Origin of the sequence: Flavobacterium sp. MR2016-29 (genome assembly GCF_015350695.1) — a bacterium.
Lineage (GTDB): Bacteria > Bacteroidota > Bacteroidia > Flavobacteriales > Flavobacteriaceae > Flavobacterium.
This window is the reverse complement of record NZ_JADKPU010000007.1, coordinates 58,804-78,721: the sequence shown is the minus strand read 5'-3', so window position 1 is coordinate 78,721 and position 19,918 is coordinate 58,804. Positions and strand designations below refer to the sequence as shown.

Annotated in this window: 24 protein-coding genes; 12 read left to right on the top strand and 12 right to left on the bottom strand. The window is 32.9% G+C overall.

The genetic code is table 11. From position 1 onward, the window contains the following. Nucleotides 1-255: 255 nt before the first annotated feature. The gene (locus IR010_RS15355) at nucleotides 256-906 is read left to right on the top strand and encodes a 4'-phosphopantetheinyl transferase family protein (RefSeq protein WP_194568207.1); all 651 of its coding nucleotides are present in this window, start codon (nucleotides 256-258) and stop codon (nucleotides 904-906) included. 107 nt (nucleotides 907-1,013) lie between these two features. Here IR010_RS15355 and IR010_RS15350 read toward each other — a convergent pair whose 3' ends face one another. The 3 genes from IR010_RS15350 to IR010_RS15340 all read right to left on the bottom strand — a co-directional run bounded on the left by IR010_RS15350 (nucleotide 1,014) and on the right by IR010_RS15340 (nucleotide 2,383). Then, a complete protein-coding gene (locus IR010_RS15350; RefSeq protein WP_194605079.1) occupies nucleotides 1,014-1,421 on the bottom strand; it encodes a group III truncated hemoglobin in 408 nt (135 codons plus the stop codon). Next, a complete protein-coding gene (locus IR010_RS15345) occupies nucleotides 1,418-1,705 on the bottom strand; it encodes a hypothetical protein (protein ID WP_029271918.1) in 288 nt (95 codons plus the stop codon). Before IR010_RS15345 ends, IR010_RS15350 begins: the two co-directional genes overlap by 4 nt. A gap of 81 nt (nucleotides 1,706-1,786) precedes the next feature. Next, nucleotides 1,787-2,383, bottom strand: a complete 597-nt coding sequence (locus IR010_RS15340) for a Crp/Fnr family transcriptional regulator (RefSeq protein WP_194605076.1) — start codon at nucleotides 2,381-2,383, stop codon at nucleotides 1,787-1,789. A 94-nt stretch (nucleotides 2,384-2,477) separates the two neighbouring features. Between IR010_RS15340 and IR010_RS15335 the strand changes: the two genes are divergently transcribed. From IR010_RS15335 to IR010_RS15315, 5 genes are all read left to right on the top strand, one after another. Then, a complete protein-coding gene (locus IR010_RS15335; protein ID WP_194605074.1) occupies nucleotides 2,478-3,209 on the top strand; it encodes a geranylgeranylglyceryl/heptaprenylglyceryl phosphate synthase in 732 nt (243 codons plus the stop codon). A 21-nt stretch (nucleotides 3,210-3,230) separates the two neighbouring features. Beyond that, complete coding sequence (pnuC, locus tag IR010_RS15330; protein ID WP_029271921.1) at nucleotides 3,231-3,854, top strand: nicotinamide riboside transporter PnuC; 624 nt, start codon at nucleotides 3,231-3,233, stop codon at nucleotides 3,852-3,854. Beyond that, nucleotides 3,815-5,929, top strand: a complete 2,115-nt coding sequence (locus IR010_RS15325; protein WP_194605071.1) for a DUF4301 family protein — start codon at nucleotides 3,815-3,817, stop codon at nucleotides 5,927-5,929. Before pnuC ends, IR010_RS15325 begins: the two co-directional genes overlap by 40 nt. After that, on the top strand, nucleotides 5,929-6,333 hold the full coding sequence (gene arfB / locus IR010_RS15320) for an alternative ribosome rescue aminoacyl-tRNA hydrolase ArfB (protein WP_029271923.1): 405 nt from the start codon (nucleotides 5,929-5,931) through the stop codon (nucleotides 6,331-6,333). The genes IR010_RS15325 and arfB overlap by 1 nt, the downstream gene beginning before the upstream one ends. A 293-nt stretch (nucleotides 6,334-6,626) precedes the next feature. After that, nucleotides 6,627-8,789: a TonB-dependent receptor gene (locus IR010_RS15315; RefSeq protein ID WP_194605068.1), complete on the top strand. Its 2,163-nt coding sequence runs from the start codon at nucleotides 6,627-6,629 to the stop codon at nucleotides 8,787-8,789. A gap of 53 nt (nucleotides 8,790-8,842) precedes the next feature. On the opposite strand, the gene IR010_RS15310 is transcribed toward IR010_RS15315, so the two are convergent. Then, nucleotides 8,843-9,256 carry a Rieske (2Fe-2S) protein gene (locus IR010_RS15310; RefSeq protein ID WP_029271925.1) on the bottom strand — a complete coding sequence of 138 codons (414 nt, stop codon included), beginning with the start codon at nucleotides 9,254-9,256 and terminating at the stop codon, nucleotides 8,843-8,845. A gap of 155 nt (nucleotides 9,257-9,411) precedes the next feature. Here IR010_RS15310 and greA point away from each other — a divergent pair, with 155 nt between their 5' ends. Both greA and IR010_RS15300 read left to right on the top strand, forming a co-directional pair. Further along, nucleotides 9,412-9,888 carry a transcription elongation factor GreA gene (gene greA, locus IR010_RS15305; protein ID WP_029271926.1) on the top strand — a complete coding sequence of 159 codons (477 nt, stop codon included), beginning with the start codon at nucleotides 9,412-9,414 and terminating at the stop codon, nucleotides 9,886-9,888. Nucleotides 9,889-9,970: 82 nt separating this feature from the next. Further along, nucleotides 9,971-10,357 (top strand): HIT family protein, encoded by a 387-nt coding sequence (locus tag IR010_RS15300; protein ID WP_029271927.1) that lies wholly within the window; start codon nucleotides 9,971-9,973, stop codon nucleotides 10,355-10,357. 58 nt (nucleotides 10,358-10,415) lie between these two features. Here the strand turns inward: IR010_RS15300 and IR010_RS15295 are convergent, their stop codons facing one another. Beyond that, nucleotides 10,416-11,570, bottom strand: a complete 1,155-nt coding sequence (locus tag IR010_RS15295; protein ID WP_194605065.1) for a sensor histidine kinase — start codon at nucleotides 11,568-11,570, stop codon at nucleotides 10,416-10,418. Nucleotides 11,571-11,727: 157 nt separating this feature from the next. Between IR010_RS15295 and IR010_RS15290 the strand changes: the two genes are divergently transcribed. The 4 genes from IR010_RS15290 to IR010_RS15275 all read left to right on the top strand — a co-directional run bounded on the left by IR010_RS15290 (nucleotide 11,728) and on the right by IR010_RS15275 (nucleotide 14,704). After that, a complete protein-coding gene (locus tag IR010_RS15290; protein ID WP_029271929.1) occupies nucleotides 11,728-12,603 on the top strand; it encodes a flavin reductase family protein in 876 nt (291 codons plus the stop codon). Nucleotides 12,604-12,633: 30 nt separating this feature from the next. Beyond that, the gene (locus IR010_RS15285) at nucleotides 12,634-13,005 is read left to right on the top strand and encodes a DUF3127 domain-containing protein (protein WP_029271930.1); all 372 of its coding nucleotides are present in this window, start codon (nucleotides 12,634-12,636) and stop codon (nucleotides 13,003-13,005) included. Between the two features lie 263 nt (nucleotides 13,006-13,268). Continuing rightward, nucleotides 13,269-13,904, top strand: a complete 636-nt coding sequence (gene aat / locus IR010_RS15280; RefSeq protein ID WP_194568219.1) for a leucyl/phenylalanyl-tRNA--protein transferase — start codon at nucleotides 13,269-13,271, stop codon at nucleotides 13,902-13,904. A 5-nt stretch (nucleotides 13,905-13,909) separates the two neighbouring features. After that, nucleotides 13,910-14,704, top strand: coding sequence for an MOSC domain-containing protein (locus tag IR010_RS15275; protein WP_194605062.1), 795 nt, complete (start codon nucleotides 13,910-13,912; stop codon nucleotides 14,702-14,704). Here the strand turns inward: IR010_RS15275 and IR010_RS15270 are convergent. The 7 genes from IR010_RS15270 to IR010_RS15240 all read right to left on the bottom strand — a co-directional run bounded on the left by IR010_RS15270 (nucleotide 14,701) and on the right by IR010_RS15240 (nucleotide 19,860). Then, on the bottom strand, nucleotides 14,701-15,411 hold the full coding sequence (locus IR010_RS15270; protein ID WP_194605059.1) for a HesA/MoeB/ThiF family protein: 711 nt from the start codon (nucleotides 15,409-15,411) through the stop codon (nucleotides 14,701-14,703). The two genes, IR010_RS15275 and IR010_RS15270, sit on opposite strands and share 4 nt — an antisense overlap. A gap of 91 nt (nucleotides 15,412-15,502) precedes the next feature. After that, entirely contained in the window at nucleotides 15,503-16,615 is a 1,113-nt protein-coding gene (gene thiH / locus IR010_RS15265; RefSeq protein ID WP_194605056.1) for a 2-iminoacetate synthase ThiH, read from the bottom strand. 39 nt (nucleotides 16,616-16,654) lie between these two features. Next, on the bottom strand, nucleotides 16,655-17,032 hold the full coding sequence (locus tag IR010_RS15260; RefSeq protein WP_194605053.1) for a GxxExxY protein: 378 nt from the start codon (nucleotides 17,030-17,032) through the stop codon (nucleotides 16,655-16,657). A gap of 133 nt (nucleotides 17,033-17,165) precedes the next feature. Next, nucleotides 17,166-17,942, bottom strand: coding sequence for a thiazole synthase (locus IR010_RS15255; RefSeq protein ID WP_317174476.1), 777 nt, complete (start codon nucleotides 17,940-17,942; stop codon nucleotides 17,166-17,168). Next, complete coding sequence (locus tag IR010_RS15250; protein ID WP_194605050.1) at nucleotides 17,923-18,561, bottom strand: thiamine phosphate synthase; 639 nt, start codon at nucleotides 18,559-18,561, stop codon at nucleotides 17,923-17,925. Before IR010_RS15250 ends, IR010_RS15255 begins: the two co-directional genes overlap by 20 nt. Beyond that, nucleotides 18,554-19,294 (bottom strand): hydroxymethylpyrimidine/phosphomethylpyrimidine kinase, encoded by a 741-nt coding sequence (locus IR010_RS15245; protein ID WP_194605047.1) that lies wholly within the window; start codon nucleotides 19,292-19,294, stop codon nucleotides 18,554-18,556. The genes IR010_RS15250 and IR010_RS15245 overlap by 8 nt, the downstream gene beginning before the upstream one ends. Beyond that, a complete protein-coding gene (locus tag IR010_RS15240; protein WP_194605044.1) occupies nucleotides 19,252-19,860 on the bottom strand; it encodes a thiamine phosphate synthase in 609 nt (202 codons plus the stop codon). The genes IR010_RS15245 and IR010_RS15240 overlap by 43 nt, the downstream gene beginning before the upstream one ends. Nucleotides 19,861-19,918 lie beyond the last annotated feature (58 nt).

The window sequence follows — 19,918 nt, the reverse complement described above, 5'->3', positions numbered from 1 at the left end:
ACTTTATAATTTTTACTAACTTCTATAAGATTTGTGAAATGTTTAATTTCTTAATCTCTAGAATGTTAGTTATAAAGGTTTTTATACGCTAATCCTGCTGTCCGCTTTATCTTTATGGTGAACTCCGCCATAAAAGGATGCCTCCCGAAGCTTCGGGACCATTAGGACTATAAAGACCAGATATTCATGAAGAAGTTTCATTTTCAAAAGAAAAATAATTTATAATTAACCATTCGTAATTCATAATTAAAAAGCATGCCTTTATTTCAGACCATACAATTCAACGAAACTACTAAAATCTTAATTTGGGAAATAACCGAATCTTTTGAGGAATTGTTGAGTAAAGTTGTCCTGAAAGAAAAAACAAAGCTGCGATTGAACGGAATGAAATCACAGATGCATCAGCGTGCTTTTTTGAGTGTTCGTATGCTGATTCAGGAAATGGGTTTTACAGATAAAGATTTACATTATGACGAATTCGGGAAACCTTATTTTGATTGTCATAATTATATTTCGATTACGCATTCGTATCATTTTGCAGCTATTATTATAAGTCATGAAACCGTTGGAATAGACATGGAATTACAGCGCGAAAAAATCCTACGCATTGCTGATAAATTTGTTGATACCGAATTTGAATATTTAAACCCAAATTTTTTAGAGGAATACGTAAAAAAACTTACTGTAATCTGGGGAGCAAAAGAAGCGATCTTTAAAATCAGAAACGAAAAAGGAATCAGTTTTAAAGATCATATTCGAATTGGAGATTTTTCTTTAGATAATCCTCAAACTCATGCAAGTCTTTATTTTAATGATTTGATCAAAGATTTTGATGTGCATTATGAAGAAATCAAATCAGATAATTTTGAAGGAAAGTTTACTCTGGTTTATGCTTTTGAGAAGTAGTTGATAAATTAAATCCTGATTCTTTTTTATTTAGGAAATAACTACAATCTTGTCATTTTGATCCCGAAGCCTCGGGATCGAAATGACAAATAATACAATGACAATTGTTATTCTAGAGAATTCTCAGCCATTTTTTTACGATGTTCAAACATACTCACAAACAAAAAAGTTCCCATTTTACGGGCGCGTCTTTTTAGGATTTCTACATTTTCACCTTCAAAATATTCTTCTAAAGTCTGAAACCAGTAGTTGAGCCAGATTCCGAATTCATTCGAGGTAATCTGACCGTTGAAACGAGCATCAACTTCATTATGAACAGCATGCGGATTTCCTTTGTATTTTTTTACGGCAAACAAATTGGTTTCCCAAAAATCAGTCAGTTTTTCGAGATGCGCGTCCCAGTTTTTTATCATCGTATTAAAATAAAAGCCAATTTCTTCATCTGCTCTTATTTTAGAATAGAACTGATGTACTAAAAATTCCACATCAGTTCTATTTTTTATTTGCTTTTTCATAGTACAAAACTATTCAAAACTATAAGGAAGACGCTTAATATAGCGCTTAAAATAATAAGATTAAAAACCACTTTATGTTTCATTTGTGCCAAAATTGAAGTGTTGGCAAAAACAGAGGCTAAAACAATAATTGCCAGCTGCATCATTTGTCCAATTGAGGTTCCGTGAGAAAGAATGTACATTGCAGCAACGCCGCCTAAACAGCTTTGACCAATTACCGCCATTGCAGCAGAACCCATGTAACTTTTATTGAAGTTTTCGAATGTTGTTTGATATAGTGTCATGATATTGAGATTTTTATACCACAAAGATACGCTCGCAATACCGTTGCGTTTTATGACTTAAATCATAAAACAAGAATTATTTTATCTGTATACTTTTCTGTTTATAATCTTCAATTCGCCTTTTTTTTCTAAAGCTTTTATAGTTCTAATTACAGTTTCTACGCGCAAACCGGTTAAGTCGCCAATTTGCTGTCTGGTAAAATTGATGAGGTAACCGTTTGGATCTTTCTTAAAATTAAAATAAGCGATTCCGTGATCGATCAATTTTAAAACTCGGTGTTCAGGTTCATGTGTCGACATTTCTGCCGCCATAACCGATTTGTAATACAGTCGCTGCGCTAAATTTTCGATTATTTTAATGCTGATAATCACGTTTTCTTCCAGCAGTTTCATGAAATTATTTTTTGGAAGAAGAAGAATTTCGGAATCTTCAACAGCAATGGCATTTGCAGGATATTTTTGATTCAGAAATAATGGCGGTTCTCCAAATGATTGCTGTTTATAAAAAATTCCCTGAATAAATTCTCGTCCATCATCATTATAATTGCTCATTTTTACCTCGCCAGAAATAATCTGATAATAGTAAGCTGGGAGATTTCCTTCTTCAAAAACAATGGGTGTTTTGGCAAAAGATTTTTTTAGCGCACCATATTTTTCTAACAATTCAGGAGCAATCATAAATTTGTTCTTTGGTTATCAAAATCTATTCTACAAATATAATTGATTCAAAATAGTTCTTCTGCACTAAAAAACTTTTACTTTTACGCCCATTATGCGGCAAAAAGTACTTAATATACACCAGCAGATTTTGGAAGCTAAAAAAGAAGGACAAAAATTATTGGCCATACTTTTAGATCCAGATAAAATTGTATGGGAAAAACTTGATCATTTATTATTTAAAATAAATCAATCTCCGGCGACACATATTTTTGTGGGAGGAAGTATTGTTAAGACTGCAATTATAGAAGATTTAATTGCTTCATTAAAACTAAAAACAAACTTGCCAGTTGTTATATTTCCTGGTGATCCTTCGCAGATTTCGCCACAGGCAGATGCGATTTTATTTTTGTCTTTATTATCTGGGAGAAATCCAGATTATCTAATAGAATATCAAGTTCAGGCAGCACCGATTTTAAAAAAGACAAATCTTGAAGTTATTTCGACAGGATATATTTTAATAGAAAGCGGTAACGAAACTGCGGTTGCAAGAGTAAGTAAAACAAAACCGCTTAATCGTGAAAATTTCGATTTGGTTTTAGCTACAGCTCAGGCAGGGGAAATGTTGGGAAACAAATTAATATATTTAGAAGCGGGGAGCGGAGCGAAAAATGCAGTTCCGTTGAAAATGATACAGTTAATTTCGCAAAATATTGAAATTCCGATAATTGTTGGAGGAGGAATTGTAGATTTGCACGGAATTCAAAATGCATACAACGCTGGTGCCGATTTAGTAGTTATTGGAACTGCTTTTGAAAACGACAGTCACTTTTTTGAACTTAAATAACCAAACAAAACAACCAGTCAAATGATAGATTTTTTTCTCGATAGTTACAAAAATGCTCCGTTATGGCATATTGCTTTAGAGTTTTTGGTCTTTGTTTTTGGAATTTTAAGTGTCTGGTTTGCTAAAAAAGAAAACATTTGGGTTTATCCAACTGGGCTAATTGCAACAGTAATTTCAGTCTATCTTTTATATGTTGCGGGTTATATTGGAGATATGATCATTAATGCTTATTTCTCGATTATGAGTATATATGGCTGGTACGTTTGGGCAAAAGGCGGCACTACTGAAGATAATTTGCCTATTACTCGTACAAATTTTAATGAAAAAATAATCGGAATAGCACTGTTTATTGTTACTGTTTTTGTAGTTTTCGGGATTTATAAATATTTCGATTACGAAATACACAATGACAATTATGTCGATATGATATCGTCTGGAATATTTTTTGCGGGAATGTGGTACATGGCCAGGAAAAAAATCGAAAACTGGACACTTTGGATTATTGGCGATATTATTGTAGTGCCTCTTTATGCTTATCGTGGCTTAGGGATGCTGTCACTTCAATATTTAATTTTTACAATTTTGGCTATTTCAGCTTATTTAGAATGGAGAAAAATCTTAGACAGCAAAAAACAACAATCATAAAAATTGCTTTATTTGGACCTGAAAGTACAGGGAAAACCACATTGGCAAAACAGCTTGCAGCATATTATGAAACCGAATGGGTTCCTGAATTTGCACGTGATTATCTGCAGAAAAAATGGGAAGAAAATCAGCAGATTTGCACAGCAGATGATATGTTGCCTATTGCATATGGTCAAACCGAACTAGAAAATCAAAAGCTTTCTACAGCAAATAAATATTTATTTTGTGATACTAATTTGATGGTCACAAAAGTTTTTTCTGAAATGTATTATGGTTTTTGCGATCCGCTTTTAAATGAAGCAGCCTTAGAACACGAATACGATTTGTTTTTTCTGACAGATATTGATGTTCCTTGGGAAAAAGATGATATTCGCGATTCGCCTGACGGAAGACAAACCGTTTTTTCTGTTTTCAAACAAACGTTGATTGACAACAATAAACCTTTTATAACGTTGTCTGGTGATGAAAAAAGCCGTTTAGCAAAAGCTACTGCAATTGTAGATGATTTGATAATAGCCAAAGAACGTGGCTTTTCGTCATCAGATTTTGTTCAGTTGTATGAACGTGGAATTTCTTTTGAAAATGTTTTAAACCAATTGGAAATTTTCGAAAACGGAATTGCAAAAAGCAATTTGGTAAGTCCGGCAACAATTGGCAACGGAATTCTAACTTTATCAGAAGATGAATTTGAACAAAAATCAAACTTCTTTGACCATCAAAAATCAAACTTAAAAATAAAGAAATTTGTTCCAGCATCTGGAGCGGCAACAAGAATGTTTAAGTTTTTAAGTGCTTTTTTGAATGATTTTGACATTGAAAAAGAAACCATAAATGCTTACATCAATAGAAAAAAGGACAAGGAACTTTCTATTTTTATTGTCGCAATGGATAAGTTTCCTTTTTTTAAAACTATCGATAAAAAATTAAAATTGGTTTATCCTGATTTTGAGACTTTAGATCGTGATTACAAGAATTTTTATTTCATAAAGTTATTGCTTTCTTCAGATTATTTTGACTTTGCGAATAAGCCAAAAGCAGTTTTACCTTTTCATATATATAAAACGTATATCGCAAATCCAATAGAAGAACATTTGAATGAATGTGCGCATTATGCATCATCAAATAAAATTTCGAATCTTCATTTTACTGTAACAGAAGCGCATCAAAATCTGTTTGAAAAAGAAATCAAAGTTTTAAAAGAAAAGATAGAAAAAAATTCGGGAATTCAGATCAATATTAGCTATTCTTATCAAGACAAAGGTACAGATTCGATTACTGTTGACAAGGAAAATAAATTGGTAAGAGATAAAAAGAATCTTCTCGTTTTTAGACCAGGCGGACATGGAGCATTAATTCAGAATTTGAATGCACTTGATTCAGATATTATTTTTGTAAAAAATATTGATAACGTAATTCAAAATCATATTGATAAAATTACGCTGTATAAAAAAGCTTTAGCGGGTGTTTTAGTTGAATTACAGCAAATCGTTTTTGGTTATTTGAAAGCTTTTGAAAAACAAGAAATAAAAGAAGATAATTTAGAAGAAATTATTCTTTTTTTAAAGGAAAAACTAAATATAAAAATGACGAGTGACTTCAATAAGCTTACTCTAGAAAATAAGATTAATAAAATTAAAGACTTGCTTGACAGGCCAATTCGTGTTTGTGGTATGGTAAAAAATGAGGGTGAACCCGGCGGCGGACCTTTTTGGGTTATGAATGAAAAAGGTGTGAAATCATTACAGATAGTTGAAACATCGCAAGTAGATTTGTCAAATAAAAAGCAGCAGGATATTTTAGCGGCAGCGACTCACTTTAATCCTGTTGATTTAGTTTGCGGGGTCAAAAATTACAAGAATCAAAAATTTGATCTTCTTAAATTTGTAGATGCGAAAGCGGGATTTATTGTAGAAAAAAGTATTGAAGGAAGAACCGTTAAAAGTTATGAATTGCCTGGGTTATGGAATGGCGCAATGGCGAACTGGCTGACTATTTTTGTGGCAGTTCCGTTAATTACTTTTAATCCGGTAAAAACAGTAAATGATTTATTAAAAGCAGCACATCAGCCACAATAATGGATATAGATAAAATCATATCAGAATTAAGTTTTAAGGCCGTTCGAAGCAGTGGTGCCGGCGGACAAAACGTAAACAAAGTTTCTTCAAAAGTAGTTTTGACTTTTGATTTGAATGCTTCTCAGGCTTTGTCTGATGAGGAGAAATTACTTTTGCTTACGAATATCGCGCATCGTCTAACAACTGAAAATATGCTGATATTAAATTGTGATGAAGATAGAAGTCAGCTTAAAAACAAAGATATTGTTGTAAAACGTTTTTTAGAAATTATAAAAAAAGGATTATTTGTTCCTAAAGTTCGTAAAGCAACCAAGATTCCAAAATCTGTGATCAAAAAGAGAATTAAGGATAAAAAGAATATCTCAGAAATAAAGCAATCACGCAGAAAGCCAAATTTAGAATAAAATCCCTGTTCGCTATCGCTCTGGTCTAAATTCAAACAGCCTGCTTCTTGGAGTTAAATTGGAAATTGGAATTTCAATTCTTGGAATTTAATTTTTTAACACTACATTTGCACTGTCTCAAAGGGGTGCTCTAAATAACGAGCTGAGATCATACCCAAAGAACCTGAGCGAGTAATGTTGCTAAGGGAAAAAACGACAATTGTTAGCGTGCACACTATATCTTGTCGTAAGAAACACATTTATTAATTTAACAAAAAGAATAATTCCCCCTTTTATTCGTAATTCTTTTACGGATGAAAACTATTTTTCAAGTTGCTTTTAGAGCCACAAAGGTTCAAAGGTTCAAAGGTTCAAAGTTGAACAACGAATCTATTTTCTTTCTTCTTTTTTCTATTTTCTTTACTTTATCCTCTTTCTCACAACAGCAAGATTCTACAAAAGTAAATTCTCTTGATGAGGTTTTGGTTTCTGCAGTTCGTGTGACTACAAAAACGCCAGTTTCGTTTAATAATCTCGATAAAAAAGATATCAAATACAGAAATCTTGGTCAGGATATTCCAATTTTGATGAATTATTTGCCATCTGTTGTGACAACTTCTGATGCAGGAAATGGTTTTGGATATACCGGAATCAGAGTCCGCGGAAGCGATGCCACAAGAGTCAATGTTACTATAAATGGAATTCCATACAACGATGCAGAAAGCCAAGGAACTTTTTGGGTAAATATGCCTGATTTTGCTTCGTCAGTAGAAAGTCTGCAATTGCAGCGCGGCGTTGGAACATCTACAAATGGTTCTGGTGCTTTTGGTGCCAGCTTAAACATGCTTACAGATAATTACGCATCAAAAGCTACAGGCGAAATTTCAAGTTCTTATGGGACTTTCAATTCAAATAAAAATACTGTAAAATTTAGTACGGGTTTATTAAACGATCATTTTGAAATTGCCGGACGTTTGTCCTCTCTTAAATCTGACGGATATATAGACAGAGCAAGTTCGGATCTAAAGTCTTATTTTTTGCAGGGAACTTATGTAGGCAAAACGACTTTAATTAAAGCATTGGTTTTTGGCGGAACTGAAAAAACATACCAATCTTGGAACGGAATCGACGCTGAAACAATGAATACAAATCGCACATACAATTCGGCAGGAATGTATACTGATGAAGCTGGAAACATCCGTTTTTACGATAATGAAACAGACAATTATAAACAAGATCATTATCAATTGCATTGGAACGAATCCTTCTCAGATAAATGGAGCACGAACTTGGCTTTTCATTATACAAAAGGAAAAGGCTATTATGAAAATTACAAAGAAGATGCTGCTATGGCCGATTATGGTTTACTGCCAGTTGGAGCCATTACAACTACCGATCTAGTACGCCAGAAATGGTTGGATAATGATTTCTACGGAACGACTTTTTCTGTAAAATACAAAGATGAAAAACTAGATGTTATTTTTGGCGGAGGCTGGAATAAATACGAAGGCGATCATTACGGAAAAGTAATTTGGGCAAGATATGCTTCTCAATCAGAATTGGGAGATTATTATTATGATGATTTTTCAACAAAAACAGACGGGAATATTTTCGCAAAAGCCAATTATCAATTCACAGACAAATTGAGCTTTTACGGAGATTTACAATATAGAAGGGTAGTGTATAAAGCCAATAGTATCGAAACAGGTTTAGTTGATGATGCATTCAATTTCTTTAATCCAAAAGCGGGTTTGAATTATGAAATCAATCAAAAAAACACCCTTTATTTTTCTTATGCAAGAGCCAATCGTGAGCCAAACAGAACCGATTATGAAGGCGGAAATGTAAAACCAGAAAAATTAAATGATTTTGAATTAGGCTGGAGACTCAATTCAGAGAAATTTCAATTGACTTCTAACGTATATTATATGGCCTATAAAGATCAATTAATTTTAACGGGAACATTAGATGATGTTGGATCGCCAATTCGTTCAAATACTGATAAAAGTTACCGTTTAGGTTTTGAGGTAGATGCCACTATTAAGCTTTCAGACAAATTCATTCTTCGCCCAAACTTTACTTTAAGCAGTAATAAAAATGTGGATTTGGCTGTTGAAGGTCAAAATTACGGGACAACTAAAATTGCCTATTCTCCAGAAGTTATCGCAGGAAATATTATTGTTTACAGTCCAATTAAAAATTGGCATATTTCACTGCTTCAAAAATATGTTGGCGAGCAATATATGAATAATATTGAATTGCCTTCAGCAAAACTGGCGGATTATTTCGTAAACGATTTTAATATTTCTTATGAAATTAAACCAAAGTCTATTTTCAAATCAATCATTATTACGAGTTTAGTAAATAATATTTTCAATAAAAAATATGTGTCAAACGGTTATATGTATGATGTATATCCATATTATTATCCGCAAGCGGGAATAAATGGCTTAGTGGGATTAACTTTGAAATTTTAAAATACTGCATAAAATAAAAAAGCCTGAAAATTTAAAACTTTCAGGCTTTTATTTTAATTATAAACGTGAATCACGGTTCCGATCACTTCGACACGATATTGTTTCAACGGATATTCTTTTCCTCCAAGGCCGGTAAATAAACTGTAAGAACTTTTATCGCAAGAACAAACTGCATTTATTCCATCAATTGTCATTGCAGTACAGGCTGTTATTGGTTGATTAGGACAAGCAGCATCAAATGCATTATAACCGCTTCCGGCATTAAATATAATAATTCCTTTTGCTCCAAAATTAGGAACAATAACGCCATTACTCACAAACTTAAGATTTGAATAAGCAGGCAAATTCATATCTACAGATAAATTGACAGAGTAATTGGGTATGTTAGGATTTTTATTGCTGATGCCATTATCACTGCAAGAGAAAAGAATAGAAACAAATACGATTAAGAGCCAGATTTTTTTCATTATTTTAATATGAATTAGTGAAACAAAAATAAATTATTTAGATTTGATTTTTATATGATTAACATATAATTATGTACTATTAAAAATAATAGTATATTTGTATTACAAAATCCCGTCCCGATGGGATTTTTTGTATTTATATAAACGATGAAGTTATGAGTAAAGTATCTTATTATACAGCAGAAGGATTAAAAAAGTTGAAAGATGAGTTGGAGCATTTAAAAAGTGTAATGCGTCCGAAGGCATCTCAAGATATAGCAGAGGCAAGAGACAAAGGTGATTTATCTGAAAACGCCGAATATGATGCAGCCAAAGAAGCGCAGGGTTTATTAGAAATGAGAATTGCCAAGTTAGAAGAAGTATATTCTAACGCAAGATTAATTGACGAATCACAATTAGATGTTTCGAAAGCATTGGTGCTTTCTAATGTAAAAATTAAGAACCAAAGCAACGGAATGGAAATGAAATATACGCTTGTTGCTGAAAGCGAAGCTGATTTAAAAACGGGAAAGATTTCAGTAACGTCTCCTATTGGAAAAGGCTTACTGGGAAAATCTGTTGGAGAAGTAGCAGAAATTACAGTTCCAAACGGAGTGTTGAAATTCGAAATACTTGAAATTTCAAGAGACTAGATTGAATTTGGTTATTTGTTTAATCGATTAAGTTTCAATAAATCTTGAAATCTACTATTTAAGAAGTCTAAATATCTAAGAAATGAGCATATTTACCAAAATAGTAAACGGAGAAATTCCTGCATATAAAATCGCCGAGGATGAAAATTATTTGGCTTTTTTAGATGTAAATCCAAACGCTAAAGGACACACGCTTTGTATCCCGAAACAAGAAATCGACAAGATTTTTGATATGGACGACGAGTTGTATTTAGGGTTGATGAAGTTTTCTAAGAAAATTGCAATTGCTTTAGAGAAAACAGTTCCGTGCAAAAGAGTCGGAATGGCAGTTGTTGGATTAGAAGTTCCTCACGCACATGTGCATTTGATTCCATTAAACCATATGGATGAAATGCGTTTTCATAATAAAGTATCGCTTTCTAAAGAAGAATTTGAGGCTTTAGCAAAGAGTATTCAATCGAATTTGTAGAAGAATATTTGACTCTAGTCTTACATTTGAAATAAATAAAAAAGTGCAGTAAATTATTTTACTGCACTTTTTTATTTAGTGAAATCTGAAACGTAGTTCCTTTTCCAATTTCAGAATGTAAAACTTTAATTTTTCCGCTGTGGTATTCTTCGACTATTCTTTTTGTTAGAGAAAGTCCTAATCCCCAGCCTCGTTTTTTGGTGGTAAAACCGGGTTCAAAAATGGTTTTAAATTGTTTTTTTGGAATTCCAGTTCCAGAATCTTTCACATTTACTTTTACATGATGTGCATCTTGTTCAATTTGAAGGTCTAGAGTTCCCTTTCCTTTCATTGCATCAATAGCATTTTTTACTAAATTTTCGATTGTCCAGCTATGCAGTGTTGGGTTTATCATAGCGAAAACAGGTTCTTTTGGTGCATGATAAGAAAAAGAAACTTGTTTAGAAAAACGCGATTGCAAATATTCATAAGTGCTTAAAGTTTCAGAAACAACATCATGAGGTTCTAAAACCGGAACAGAACCAATTTTTGAAAAACGATCTGTTATAGTCTGTAATCGTTCAATATCTTTTTCAATTTCAGTAGTAATAGACGCATCAATTTCTTCTGTTTTTAATATCTCTACCCACCCAATTAATGATGAAAGCGGTGTACCAATCTGATGGGCGGTTTCTTTCGCCATTCCGGCCCAAAGTTTGTTCTGCGTAGCCATTTTGGTGCTTTTGTAGAAATTATAAATTAAGGCACTAAACAATACAATAATCAATAATAAAGCTACAGGATAATATTTAAGTTTGTTGAGCAATTCAGAATTTCCATAATATAATTTCTGAAATTTTCCGGGAGAATATTCGATAACAATCGGCTCATTTTCACCTTTTAAATTATTTAAAAAAGAAAGCGATTTTTTTTCATCTTCCAGAATTTTTTCCGGGACATTAACAGAACTTATGATCTTGTCGCCGTACATCGTTAACATTACCGGAACTGAATGGTTGTTGTTTAAAATCTCAAGAGGTAAATCCAAGTCGGTATTTTCATTTGCACTGACTAATGTTTTTTGTGCATGAGCCACAAGATTCATTTTTATACGTTCTTCATTTTTGAAAATTTGAAAAAAAGTATAAGTATTCCACAGAATCAAGGATATGATTAAAAATGAAATAAAAATAATAATCCAACGGGTTGTATTTCTACTTTCAGAAAAACGCATAAATTAATTTTTGAGGTATAAATATAACGAAATAAACACATTTTATATTTTGTTCTTCGTTAAAGATTTTTGTTTTTATGTCCTAAAGTATTTCTTTTGATTAAACGATTTCTCTACTTTTGTAATTACCGAAATGAGATCGGTTAAAATCAAAAATATGATTAGCATCAATCCAAAAGAAATACCCACGGCAAAATTACACGGTTATTTACAAAGTGCTGTAGGGCCTAGGCCTATTGCATTTGCAAGCACAATCAGTGCAAAAGGAATTCCGAATTTATCGCCATTCAGTTTTTTTAATGTGTTCAGTGCCAATCCTCCAATTTTGGTTTTTTCACCGGCAAGACGCGTGCGCGACAATACGATTAAACACACTTTAATTAATGTTGAAGCAACTCGCGAAGTGGTAATAAATGTGGTTAATTATGATTTGGTACAGCAAACCTCATTAGCCAGTACAGAATATGGCGAAGGAGTAAACGAATTTATCAAAGCCGGATTAACACAAATTCCGTCAGATCTTGTAAAACCATATCGCGTTAAAGAATCTCCGGTGCAGTTTGAGTGCAAAGTCACGCAGATTATTCCGTTAGGTACAGAAGGCGGAGCTGGAAATTTGATTTTGTGTGAAGTGGTAAAAATGCATATTCACGAATCAGTTTTAGATGAAAATGGAGCAATCGATCAGCATAAAATAGATTTGGTTTCGAGATTGGGAAAAGATTGGTATTCAAGATCGAATCAAGGACTTTTTGAAGTGCCAAAACCGATTACAACTTTAGGTGTTGGAGTAGACGCGATTCCGAATTTTATTAAGGAAAGTACCGTTTTTAATGGAAATGATCTCGGAAAGTTAGGAAATATTGAAGCCTTGCCTACAACGGAAGAAGTTAGTATATTTGTGAAAGAAAATTTTTCTGTGAAAGGAGTTTTAAGTTCAGACGATCAGGAAAAAATTCATTTAGAAGCCAAAAAATACCTGAATAATGATGATATTTCATCAGCATGGAAAGTGCTTTTAGCCAAAAAATAAGAATAGAAACAATAATTAATATAGACGAAGATGGAAGTTACAGGAAAAGTAAAAGTGGTTAACCCAGAGCAACAAGTTAGTGCTGCATTCAAAAAAAGAGAATTGGTTGTTACTACAGACGAGCAATATCCTCAACATATTTTGATTGAATTTACTCAAGATAAATGTGATTTATTGAGCAGCTACAAACAAGGTGAAGCGGTAAAAGTTTCTATCAATTTAAGAGGAAGAGAATGGGTTAATCCACAAGGAGAAACTAGATATTTCAATAGTATTCAAGGTTGGAGAATCGAAAGATTAGCACCAGAAGGTCCTAGTCAAACGCCTCCAATGCCTGCGGCAGAAGCTTTTGCTCCAGCAACAAACGTAAATGAAGACGAACCAGACGATTTGCCTTTCTAAAAGTTTAAATTTCAAAAAATAAATTCCAAATTCCAATTCATAAAATATGCAATTGGAGTTTGGAATTTTGTTTTACTCGTAGTTTATGTCATTTCAACCGAAGGGAGAAATCGCACACGGACCTTATTAAAGAATATCGACAATTATTGTAGAGCAACTAGTGCGATTTCTCCCTTCGGTCGAAATGACAAGATTGCGGATAATAGGTCTCCATAAAGCGTTTGGAATTTGGAATTTTAAAAAATACATTATTTTAAAAAAGCATGCATTACATATTCGAAGATTTATTTTTTCCTCCCGTTTCAGAAGCCGATGAAGAAGGTATTCTGGCCATTGGCGGTGACTTAAATCCAGAACGTTTAAAGCTGGCTTATAAAAGCGGTATTTTCCCTTGGTTTAATGAAGGAGAACCGATTCTTTGGTGGTCGCCTGATCCTAGAATGGTTTTGTTTCTGGATGAACTGATTGTGTCTAAAAGCATGCGTAATATTTTGAACCGAAATCAATTTAAGGTTACTTTTAATAAAAATTTTAAAGACGTAATTTCGAATTGTCAAAAAATAAAACGTGACGGTCAAGACGGAACCTGGATTTCTAATGCAATGATCGATGCCTATTGTAAATTAAACGACGAAGGAATCGCAAAATCTGTTGAGGTTTGGCAGGATGATATTTTAGTAGGCGGTTTGTATGGAATTGACTTAGGCGATGTTTTTTGTGGAGAAAGTATGTTTTCTAAAGTTTCAAATGCTTCAAAAACAGCTTTTATAGCTTTAGTAAATTATTTAAGAGAAGGAAATTATAAGCTTTTAGATTGCCAAGTTTATAATCCACATTTAGAGAGTTTAGGCTGTCGCGAAATTGATCGTGAAGAATTTATGTCTATTTTAAAAAGTTAATAAAAATGAGTACAGTTCATGTTGTAAAAGAAATTTACATTTATCCAATAAAAAGTCTGGCAGGTATTAGTTGTCAAACGGCACTTGCAGAAGAAATGGGCTTCGAAAACGATAGACGCTGGATGTTGCTAGATGCTGAAAATAAGATGATTACGCAGAGAGAACATCGACTTATGAGTCAGTTTTATCCGCAGATTTCAGATGGGAAAATCAGCTTAATTTATAAAGATCATACACATGAATTTTTTATTGAGGAACATTTAGATTATAAAATTGAAACAGATGTCTGGGACGATATAAGTGAAGTTTTTGAGGTAAATAAAACAACTTCAAAATGGTTCAGCCAACACTTAGGTTTTGAATGTAAATTGGTCAAAATCACCAAAATTGGAGATCGCAAACATGAAAGTTCTACATTGAAAGAAACCTTCAATGTAAGTTTAGCTGATGGTTATCCGTATTTAGTTGTTGGAACGGAAAGTATGGATTTTTTAAATGAAAAATTAGCGGACAAAGTAACTGTTTTAAGATTTCGCCCAAACATCGTAGTAAGTACTCAAAATGCACACGAAGAAGATGATTATGATACGTTTAAAATTGGAGAAGTTCAATTTAAAAATATAAAACCCTGCGGAAGGTGTATTATGGTGAATAATGATCCTCAAAATGGGAAACTGAAAAAAGAACCACTAAAAACGTTAAGCAAATATAGAGTCGTCGATAATTCTGTTTTATTCGGGACTAATGTTGTGAGTTTAAATTCGGGAATTATTAGTGTTGGCGATGCCGTTATTTTTTAGAAATTTAGTTTTGTAAAACTCCAGTTCACTGTATTAAAAAGCACTAATTCATTATTTAAAGTTGGTAATTCTAAAATTAATTTTAGAGTTTCATGCGCCATCATAGTTCCGATAATTCCGGGCAGTGTCCCTAATACGCCATTCAAATTACAATTCGGAACATCTTTTGGATCTGGCATTTCGGGAAATAAATCACGAAGATTTTTGCTTCCTTTATGATTGAAAACTGCAACCTGACCTTCGAATTTTAAAATACTTCCATAGATCAAAGGCTTGTTAAGTTGAACACAAGTATCGTTAACCAAATAACGTGTTGCGAAATTGTCAGAACCATCAACTATAATATCATATTGTTTGATAATTTGACTTGCATTTTCGATTGTCAACTTTTCGTTAATAGATTTAACTTCTATTAATGGATTTAACTTCGAAACAACTTCTTGAGCAACTATTGCTTTTTCTCTACCAATTTCATTTTCAGTATATAAAATCTGTCGGTGTAAATTGTGAATTTCGATAGTGTCAAAATCGATAATTCCAATAAAACCAACTCCTGCAGTAGCAATATATTGTAAAATTGGACAACCCAATCCGCCAGCACCAATCACCAGAACACGTGCTTTTTTTAGTTTTTCCTGACCTTCGTCTCCAATTTCCGGAAGTATGGTTTGTCTGTTGTAACGAAGAAATTCTTTTATAATGCTCATTTTTTTAATTGTGAATTGTGAATTGTGAATTGTAAAATGTTAAGTTCACAAACCTGAAACTTGAAACTTGAAACCTAAAACCTAAAACGTTTCAACTATAAACTTTATCCCAATCCTTCCAAACGGGTTCGTAACCTTTCATTTTTATGATTTTTGAGATTTCTTCTGCAGAACGTTCATCACTGATTTCGAATTGTTCCAAAGACTGCGGATCAACTACATAACCACCCGGATTTGTTTTAGAGCCAGCGCTCATACTCGTTACGCCAATCGGAATAATATTGTTTCTGAATTTTTCATTTTCTCGTGTTGAAATCGAGATTTCGAGATCTTCATTCCACAAACGATACGCGCAAATGAGCTGTGTCAAATCTTTATCATCCATAATAAAATTGGGTTCGATAATTCCTTCGGCAGGGCGGAGACGCGGAAAAGAAACAGAATATTTAGTCTGCCAGTATTTTTTCTGAAGATAATCTAAATGCAAAGCATTAAAGAAACTATCCGTACGCCAATCTTCTAAACCTAATAAAACTCCCAAACCAATTTTATGGATTCCCGCAGTTCCTATTCGGTCTGGTGTTTCAAGTCTGAAATCGAAATTTGACTTTTTTCCTTTCGTATGGTATTTTTTGTAAACTTCCTTATGATACGTTTCCTGATAAACCAAAACAGAATAAACTCCAGCTTCATGCAAACGTTCGTAATCTTCTATAGAAAGTGGCTGGACTTCAACAGAAATAATCGAAAAATCTTTTCGAATTAGGTCAATTGCATTTAGGAAATAGTTAATATTTACGGTATAATTGGCTTCGCCTGTGACCAGTAAAACATGATCGAAGCCAGTGTTTTTTAAGGCTTCAACTTCTACTTTTATCTCAGCATCAGTCAGCGTTTTTCTTTTGATTTTATTGTCTAGACTAAATCCACAATAGGTACAAATGTTTTGGCATTCGTTGCTCAAATAAAGCGGTGCATACATTTGAATCGTTTTCCCGAAGCGTTTTTTGGTGATTTCATGGCATTTTTGCGCCATTTCTTCTAAGTAATTTTGAGCTTCAGGTGAGATCAAAATCAAAAAATCATCGAGATTGTATTTGGTTTTTGCCAAAGTTCGCTCGACATCTTTTGATGTGGCTTTATATATTTTGGATTGAATGGAATCCCAGTTATATTGCTCAAAAATAGATTTGAATGTGTTCATTTTTATTTTGTTTCCCGCAGATTTTGCAGATCATGCAGATTAAATTTTATTTGCAACGCGATGAATATTTTCAAGGATATTAGAACAGTTAAAATTGACTAATAATCCGAGTTTTTTACTAGTCAATTTTAAATACGTATTTAATTGTTTAAAATGAATAGGCTTCATCTCATCTACCGATTTTAATTCTATAATTACTTTGTCTTCTACTAAAAGATCCAGTCTAAAAGTTATTTCTAAATAAACATCATCATATTTAACGGGTAAATCAATTTGTTTGACTACTTGTAATCCATCTTTTTTCAATTGATAATAAAGCGCACTCTCATATACAGATTCTAATAATCCAGGTCCAAGAGTATTATATACTTTAAAAATTGCTCCTCTGACTTTATATGAAATTTCATTTTCTGACATAATTTTTTTAATTCAAAATTAAAGAAAATTCTGTCTTTTTTATTGATCAATAAAATCTCAATTAATTAGATTTATCAATTTCAACATAATATTATCTGCAAAATCTGCGAGATCTGCGAGAGAAAAAATCAATTTATTCATAAAGAAAAGAAGTCAAAGGGCTTGAAGCAACAGCATAATTTTGTTGATTAGCAATTTTAGCTTCAAAAGCTTTTCGCCCTGCAATTACAGCTTCTTTAAAAGCCTCGGCCATTAATTTGGGGTTTCCTGCAACGGCAATCGCAGTATTCACCAGAACAGCATCGGCACCAATTTCCATTGCTTTTGCAGCGTCAGACGGAGCGCCAATTCCAGCATCTATAATAACCGGAACATTACTTTGTTCAATTATAATCTCTAAAAAATCAATTGTTTTTAAACCTTTGTTACTTCCAATTGGAGAACCTAACGGCATTACGGCAGCTGTTCCGGCACTTTCTAAATGTTTGCATAAAACAGGATCGGCATGAATGTAAGGCAGAACAAAAAAGCCAAGTTTTGCCAATTCTTCTGTTGCTTTCAAAGTTTCTATAGGATCAGGCATTAGATATTTCGGATCAGGATGAATTTCGAGTTTTACCCAATTGGTTTCTAAAGCTTCACGAGCCAATTGTGCGGCAAAAACAGCTTCTTTTGCATTTCGTGCTCCAGATGTATTGGGTAATAAATTAATATTTGGATGTTTTAAATGAGATAAAATAGCGTCGGTTTCTGTTTCTAAATCAATACGTTTCAGGGCGACAGTAACCAATTCACTTTCTGAAGCCAAAATAGCCTGCTCCATTTCTTCATTCGAGCCAAATTTTCCTGTTCCTAAAAACAAACGAGATTTGAAAGTTTTGTCTCCAATATTAAACAATGACGTTTGCATATAATTTTTCTTTTAATTGTTGAATTAATTTTTCCTTTTCATCGCTTTCTGTAATAATTCCAGACACCGCAATTCCGTGAATTCCAGTTTCCATTAACGGATTTATATCTTGCAGTGTGATGCCTCCGATTGCATAAACAGGAACATCAATTTTATCTTTCTTCAGTTTTTGAAGAATGTCAAAATATCCCGATAACCCTAAAATTGGACTTAATTTTTCTTTTGTTGCGGTAAAACGAAAAGGTCCCAAACCAATATAATCACAGCCGTTTTTGACATGATTCTGAATATCTTCAAAAGTATTAGCCGTTCCGCCAATTATTTTTTTAGCACCTAAAATTGCTCTTGCTTCATCTATTTTCGTATCGGTTAATCCTAGATGAACGCCATCTGCTTCAATTTGCTGGGCGAGATGTAAATCATCATTTACAATAAATTTGACCTGATATTCGTCGCATAGAAGTTTTACATCTTCTGCCAAAGTGAGCCTATTTTGAGTTGTTTGATTTTTAAATCGCATTTGTACCCACTCACATCCAGCATCAAGAGCTTGATGAATATTTCGTAGTTGTTCTTCGATCGTTTCGCCTTGCGAAATGTATTGCAGTTTTTTATACATAATGATATCCAATTAAAGTTGAAGTTGAACTCAAATAATTTTCGATATATATTTTGGCATTTTTACAGGCTTCTATCATGGTTTGGTTTAATGCTAAATTGGATGCAATTGCAGAAGAAAGTACGCAGCCGGAGCCATGTTTTTCAAAGCATTTCTGATTTGAAGGAACCAATTCTAAAACTTCATCTTCTAGAAATAAAGTATCTGTACCTAATGCCTTTTTGTTATGTCCGCCTTTCAATAAAATACTTGTTGAGAAGCTGTTTTCTTTAGAACTAAAATTAGGAAACAGAATTTTGGCTTCATGATAATTCGGCGTAATCAAATCGATTTTGGATAAGATTTCGTTTAAGTTTGAATGATCCTCAATTGTCATAAATTCAAATTTTGTTGTTGATTTTAAAACTGGATCCCAAACGATTTTTGTTGAAGGAGAAAGTAGTTTTATAGTCGAAATAATTTGATTTAAGTCGTATAGAGAGGCTACAATTCCAATTTTGACAACAGCAATTTTATAATTAGAGAACAGCGTTTCGATAGACCGAATAACAAAATTCAAATTCGTCCATTCAATTTCATAAAACTTGTTTTCCGTCTGAATTGTATTCGCTGTCGGAATGGCAAAACCGGTTACTTTGTGCTGTTCAAAAGTTTTGATATCAGCCAAAATCCCAGCACCGCCAGACGGATCTAAACCTGCGATTGTAAGTGCGAAAGGGCGATTTGCTGACATAATTTAAATTGTTTTAAAGGATTTTCATTTTTCCAGATGCTTCCCAAAAGAGCAATATCATCAAAACCGTTTTGAAGCACTTTTTGAATATTTTGCGAATCAATTCCACCTAAAGCGATAACTTTAGTTTTATGATTTGTTCGTGATTTTGTCTCTTCAAAAAGATCTTTTTTGGGATGATAATTTTCTTTTGAAATACTTTTAAAAACGGGACTTAAAAAGGAATAATCAAAATCACTCTCTAATGAATTGAAATCTTTAATAGAATGTGTTGATGTTGAATATCTACAATGTTTTAAAAACCTTGCAGGAGAATCCGTCATATTTTTTCTTTCTTTTTCAGAAAAATGAAATCGGTTAATTCCAAAATCTTCTGCCAATAGATGATGATTGTGCAAAACAATTCGATCTCTAAATTCTAGTTTTATTTGATGAATGAACTGCGCCATTTCCAATTCAGAAAAATCAGGTTTTCTAATATGAAGGAAAGACAATCCCTCGGCAAATAAAGATTGAATCATATTTGTTTCATTTTCAACAGAAAAAGGATTCGTAATTACAATCATATTTTTAAAGTATTAAGATTTGAGTATTAAGTATTAAGAAGTTTTAGAAAGAATAGGG

What these genes read in the sequence shown, in the direction of transcription:
- IR010_RS15315 (WP_194605068.1), top strand. Translation starts at nt 6,627, where the DNA reads ATGAAAACTATTTTTCAAGTTGCTTTTAGAGCCACAAAGGTTCAAAGG.
- IR010_RS15295 (WP_194605065.1), bottom strand. Translation starts at nt 11,570, where the DNA reads ATGCGTTTTTCTGAAAGTAGAAATACAACCCGTTGGATTATTATTTTT.
- greA (WP_029271926.1), top strand. Translation starts at nt 9,412, where the DNA reads ATGAGTAAAGTATCTTATTATACAGCAGAAGGATTAAAAAAGTTGAAA.
- IR010_RS15245 (WP_194605047.1), bottom strand. Translation starts at nt 19,294, where the DNA reads ATGTCAGCAAATCGCCCTTTCGCACTTACAATCGCAGGTTTAGATCCG.
- IR010_RS15325 (WP_194605071.1), top strand. Translation starts at nt 3,815, where the DNA reads ATGGAGAAAAATCTTAGACAGCAAAAAACAACAATCATAAAAATTGCT.
- IR010_RS15270 (WP_194605059.1), bottom strand. Translation starts at nt 15,411, where the DNA reads ATGAGCATTATAAAAGAATTTCTTCGTTACAACAGACAAACCATACTT.
- IR010_RS15255 (WP_317174476.1), bottom strand. Translation starts at nt 17,942, where the DNA reads ATGCAAACGTCATTGTTTAATATTGGAGACAAAACTTTCAAATCTCGT.
- IR010_RS15355 (WP_194568207.1), top strand. Translation starts at nt 256, where the DNA reads ATGCCTTTATTTCAGACCATACAATTCAACGAAACTACTAAAATCTTA.
- IR010_RS15310 (WP_029271925.1), bottom strand. Translation starts at nt 9,256, where the DNA reads ATGAAAAAAATCTGGCTCTTAATCGTATTTGTTTCTATTCTTTTCTCT.
- arfB (WP_029271923.1), top strand. Translation starts at nt 5,929, where the DNA reads ATGGATATAGATAAAATCATATCAGAATTAAGTTTTAAGGCCGTTCGA.
- IR010_RS15240 (WP_194605044.1), bottom strand. Translation starts at nt 19,860, where the DNA reads ATGATTGTAATTACGAATCCTTTTTCTGTTGAAAATGAAACAAATATG.
- aat (WP_194568219.1), top strand. Translation starts at nt 13,269, where the DNA reads ATGCATTACATATTCGAAGATTTATTTTTTCCTCCCGTTTCAGAAGCC.
- pnuC (WP_029271921.1), top strand. Translation starts at nt 3,231, where the DNA reads ATGATAGATTTTTTTCTCGATAGTTACAAAAATGCTCCGTTATGGCAT.
- IR010_RS15260 (WP_194605053.1), bottom strand. Translation starts at nt 17,032, where the DNA reads ATGTCAGAAAATGAAATTTCATATAAAGTCAGAGGAGCAATTTTTAAA.
- IR010_RS15250 (WP_194605050.1), bottom strand. Translation starts at nt 18,561, where the DNA reads ATGTATAAAAAACTGCAATACATTTCGCAAGGCGAAACGATCGAAGAA.
- IR010_RS15300 (WP_029271927.1), top strand. Translation starts at nt 9,971, where the DNA reads ATGAGCATATTTACCAAAATAGTAAACGGAGAAATTCCTGCATATAAA.
- IR010_RS15285 (WP_029271930.1), top strand. Translation starts at nt 12,634, where the DNA reads ATGGAAGTTACAGGAAAAGTAAAAGTGGTTAACCCAGAGCAACAAGTT.
- IR010_RS15345 (WP_029271918.1), bottom strand. Translation starts at nt 1,705, where the DNA reads ATGACACTATATCAAACAACATTCGAAAACTTCAATAAAAGTTACATG.
- IR010_RS15275 (WP_194605062.1), top strand. Translation starts at nt 13,910, where the DNA reads ATGAGTACAGTTCATGTTGTAAAAGAAATTTACATTTATCCAATAAAA.
- IR010_RS15340 (WP_194605076.1), bottom strand. Translation starts at nt 2,383, where the DNA reads ATGATTGCTCCTGAATTGTTAGAAAAATATGGTGCGCTAAAAAAATCT.
- thiH (WP_194605056.1), bottom strand. Translation starts at nt 16,615, where the DNA reads ATGAACACATTCAAATCTATTTTTGAGCAATATAACTGGGATTCCATT.
- IR010_RS15335 (WP_194605074.1), top strand. Translation starts at nt 2,478, where the DNA reads ATGCGGCAAAAAGTACTTAATATACACCAGCAGATTTTGGAAGCTAAA.
- IR010_RS15290 (WP_029271929.1), top strand. Translation starts at nt 11,728, where the DNA reads ATGATTAGCATCAATCCAAAAGAAATACCCACGGCAAAATTACACGGT.
- IR010_RS15350 (WP_194605079.1), bottom strand. Translation starts at nt 1,421, where the DNA reads ATGAAAAAGCAAATAAAAAATAGAACTGATGTGGAATTTTTAGTACAT.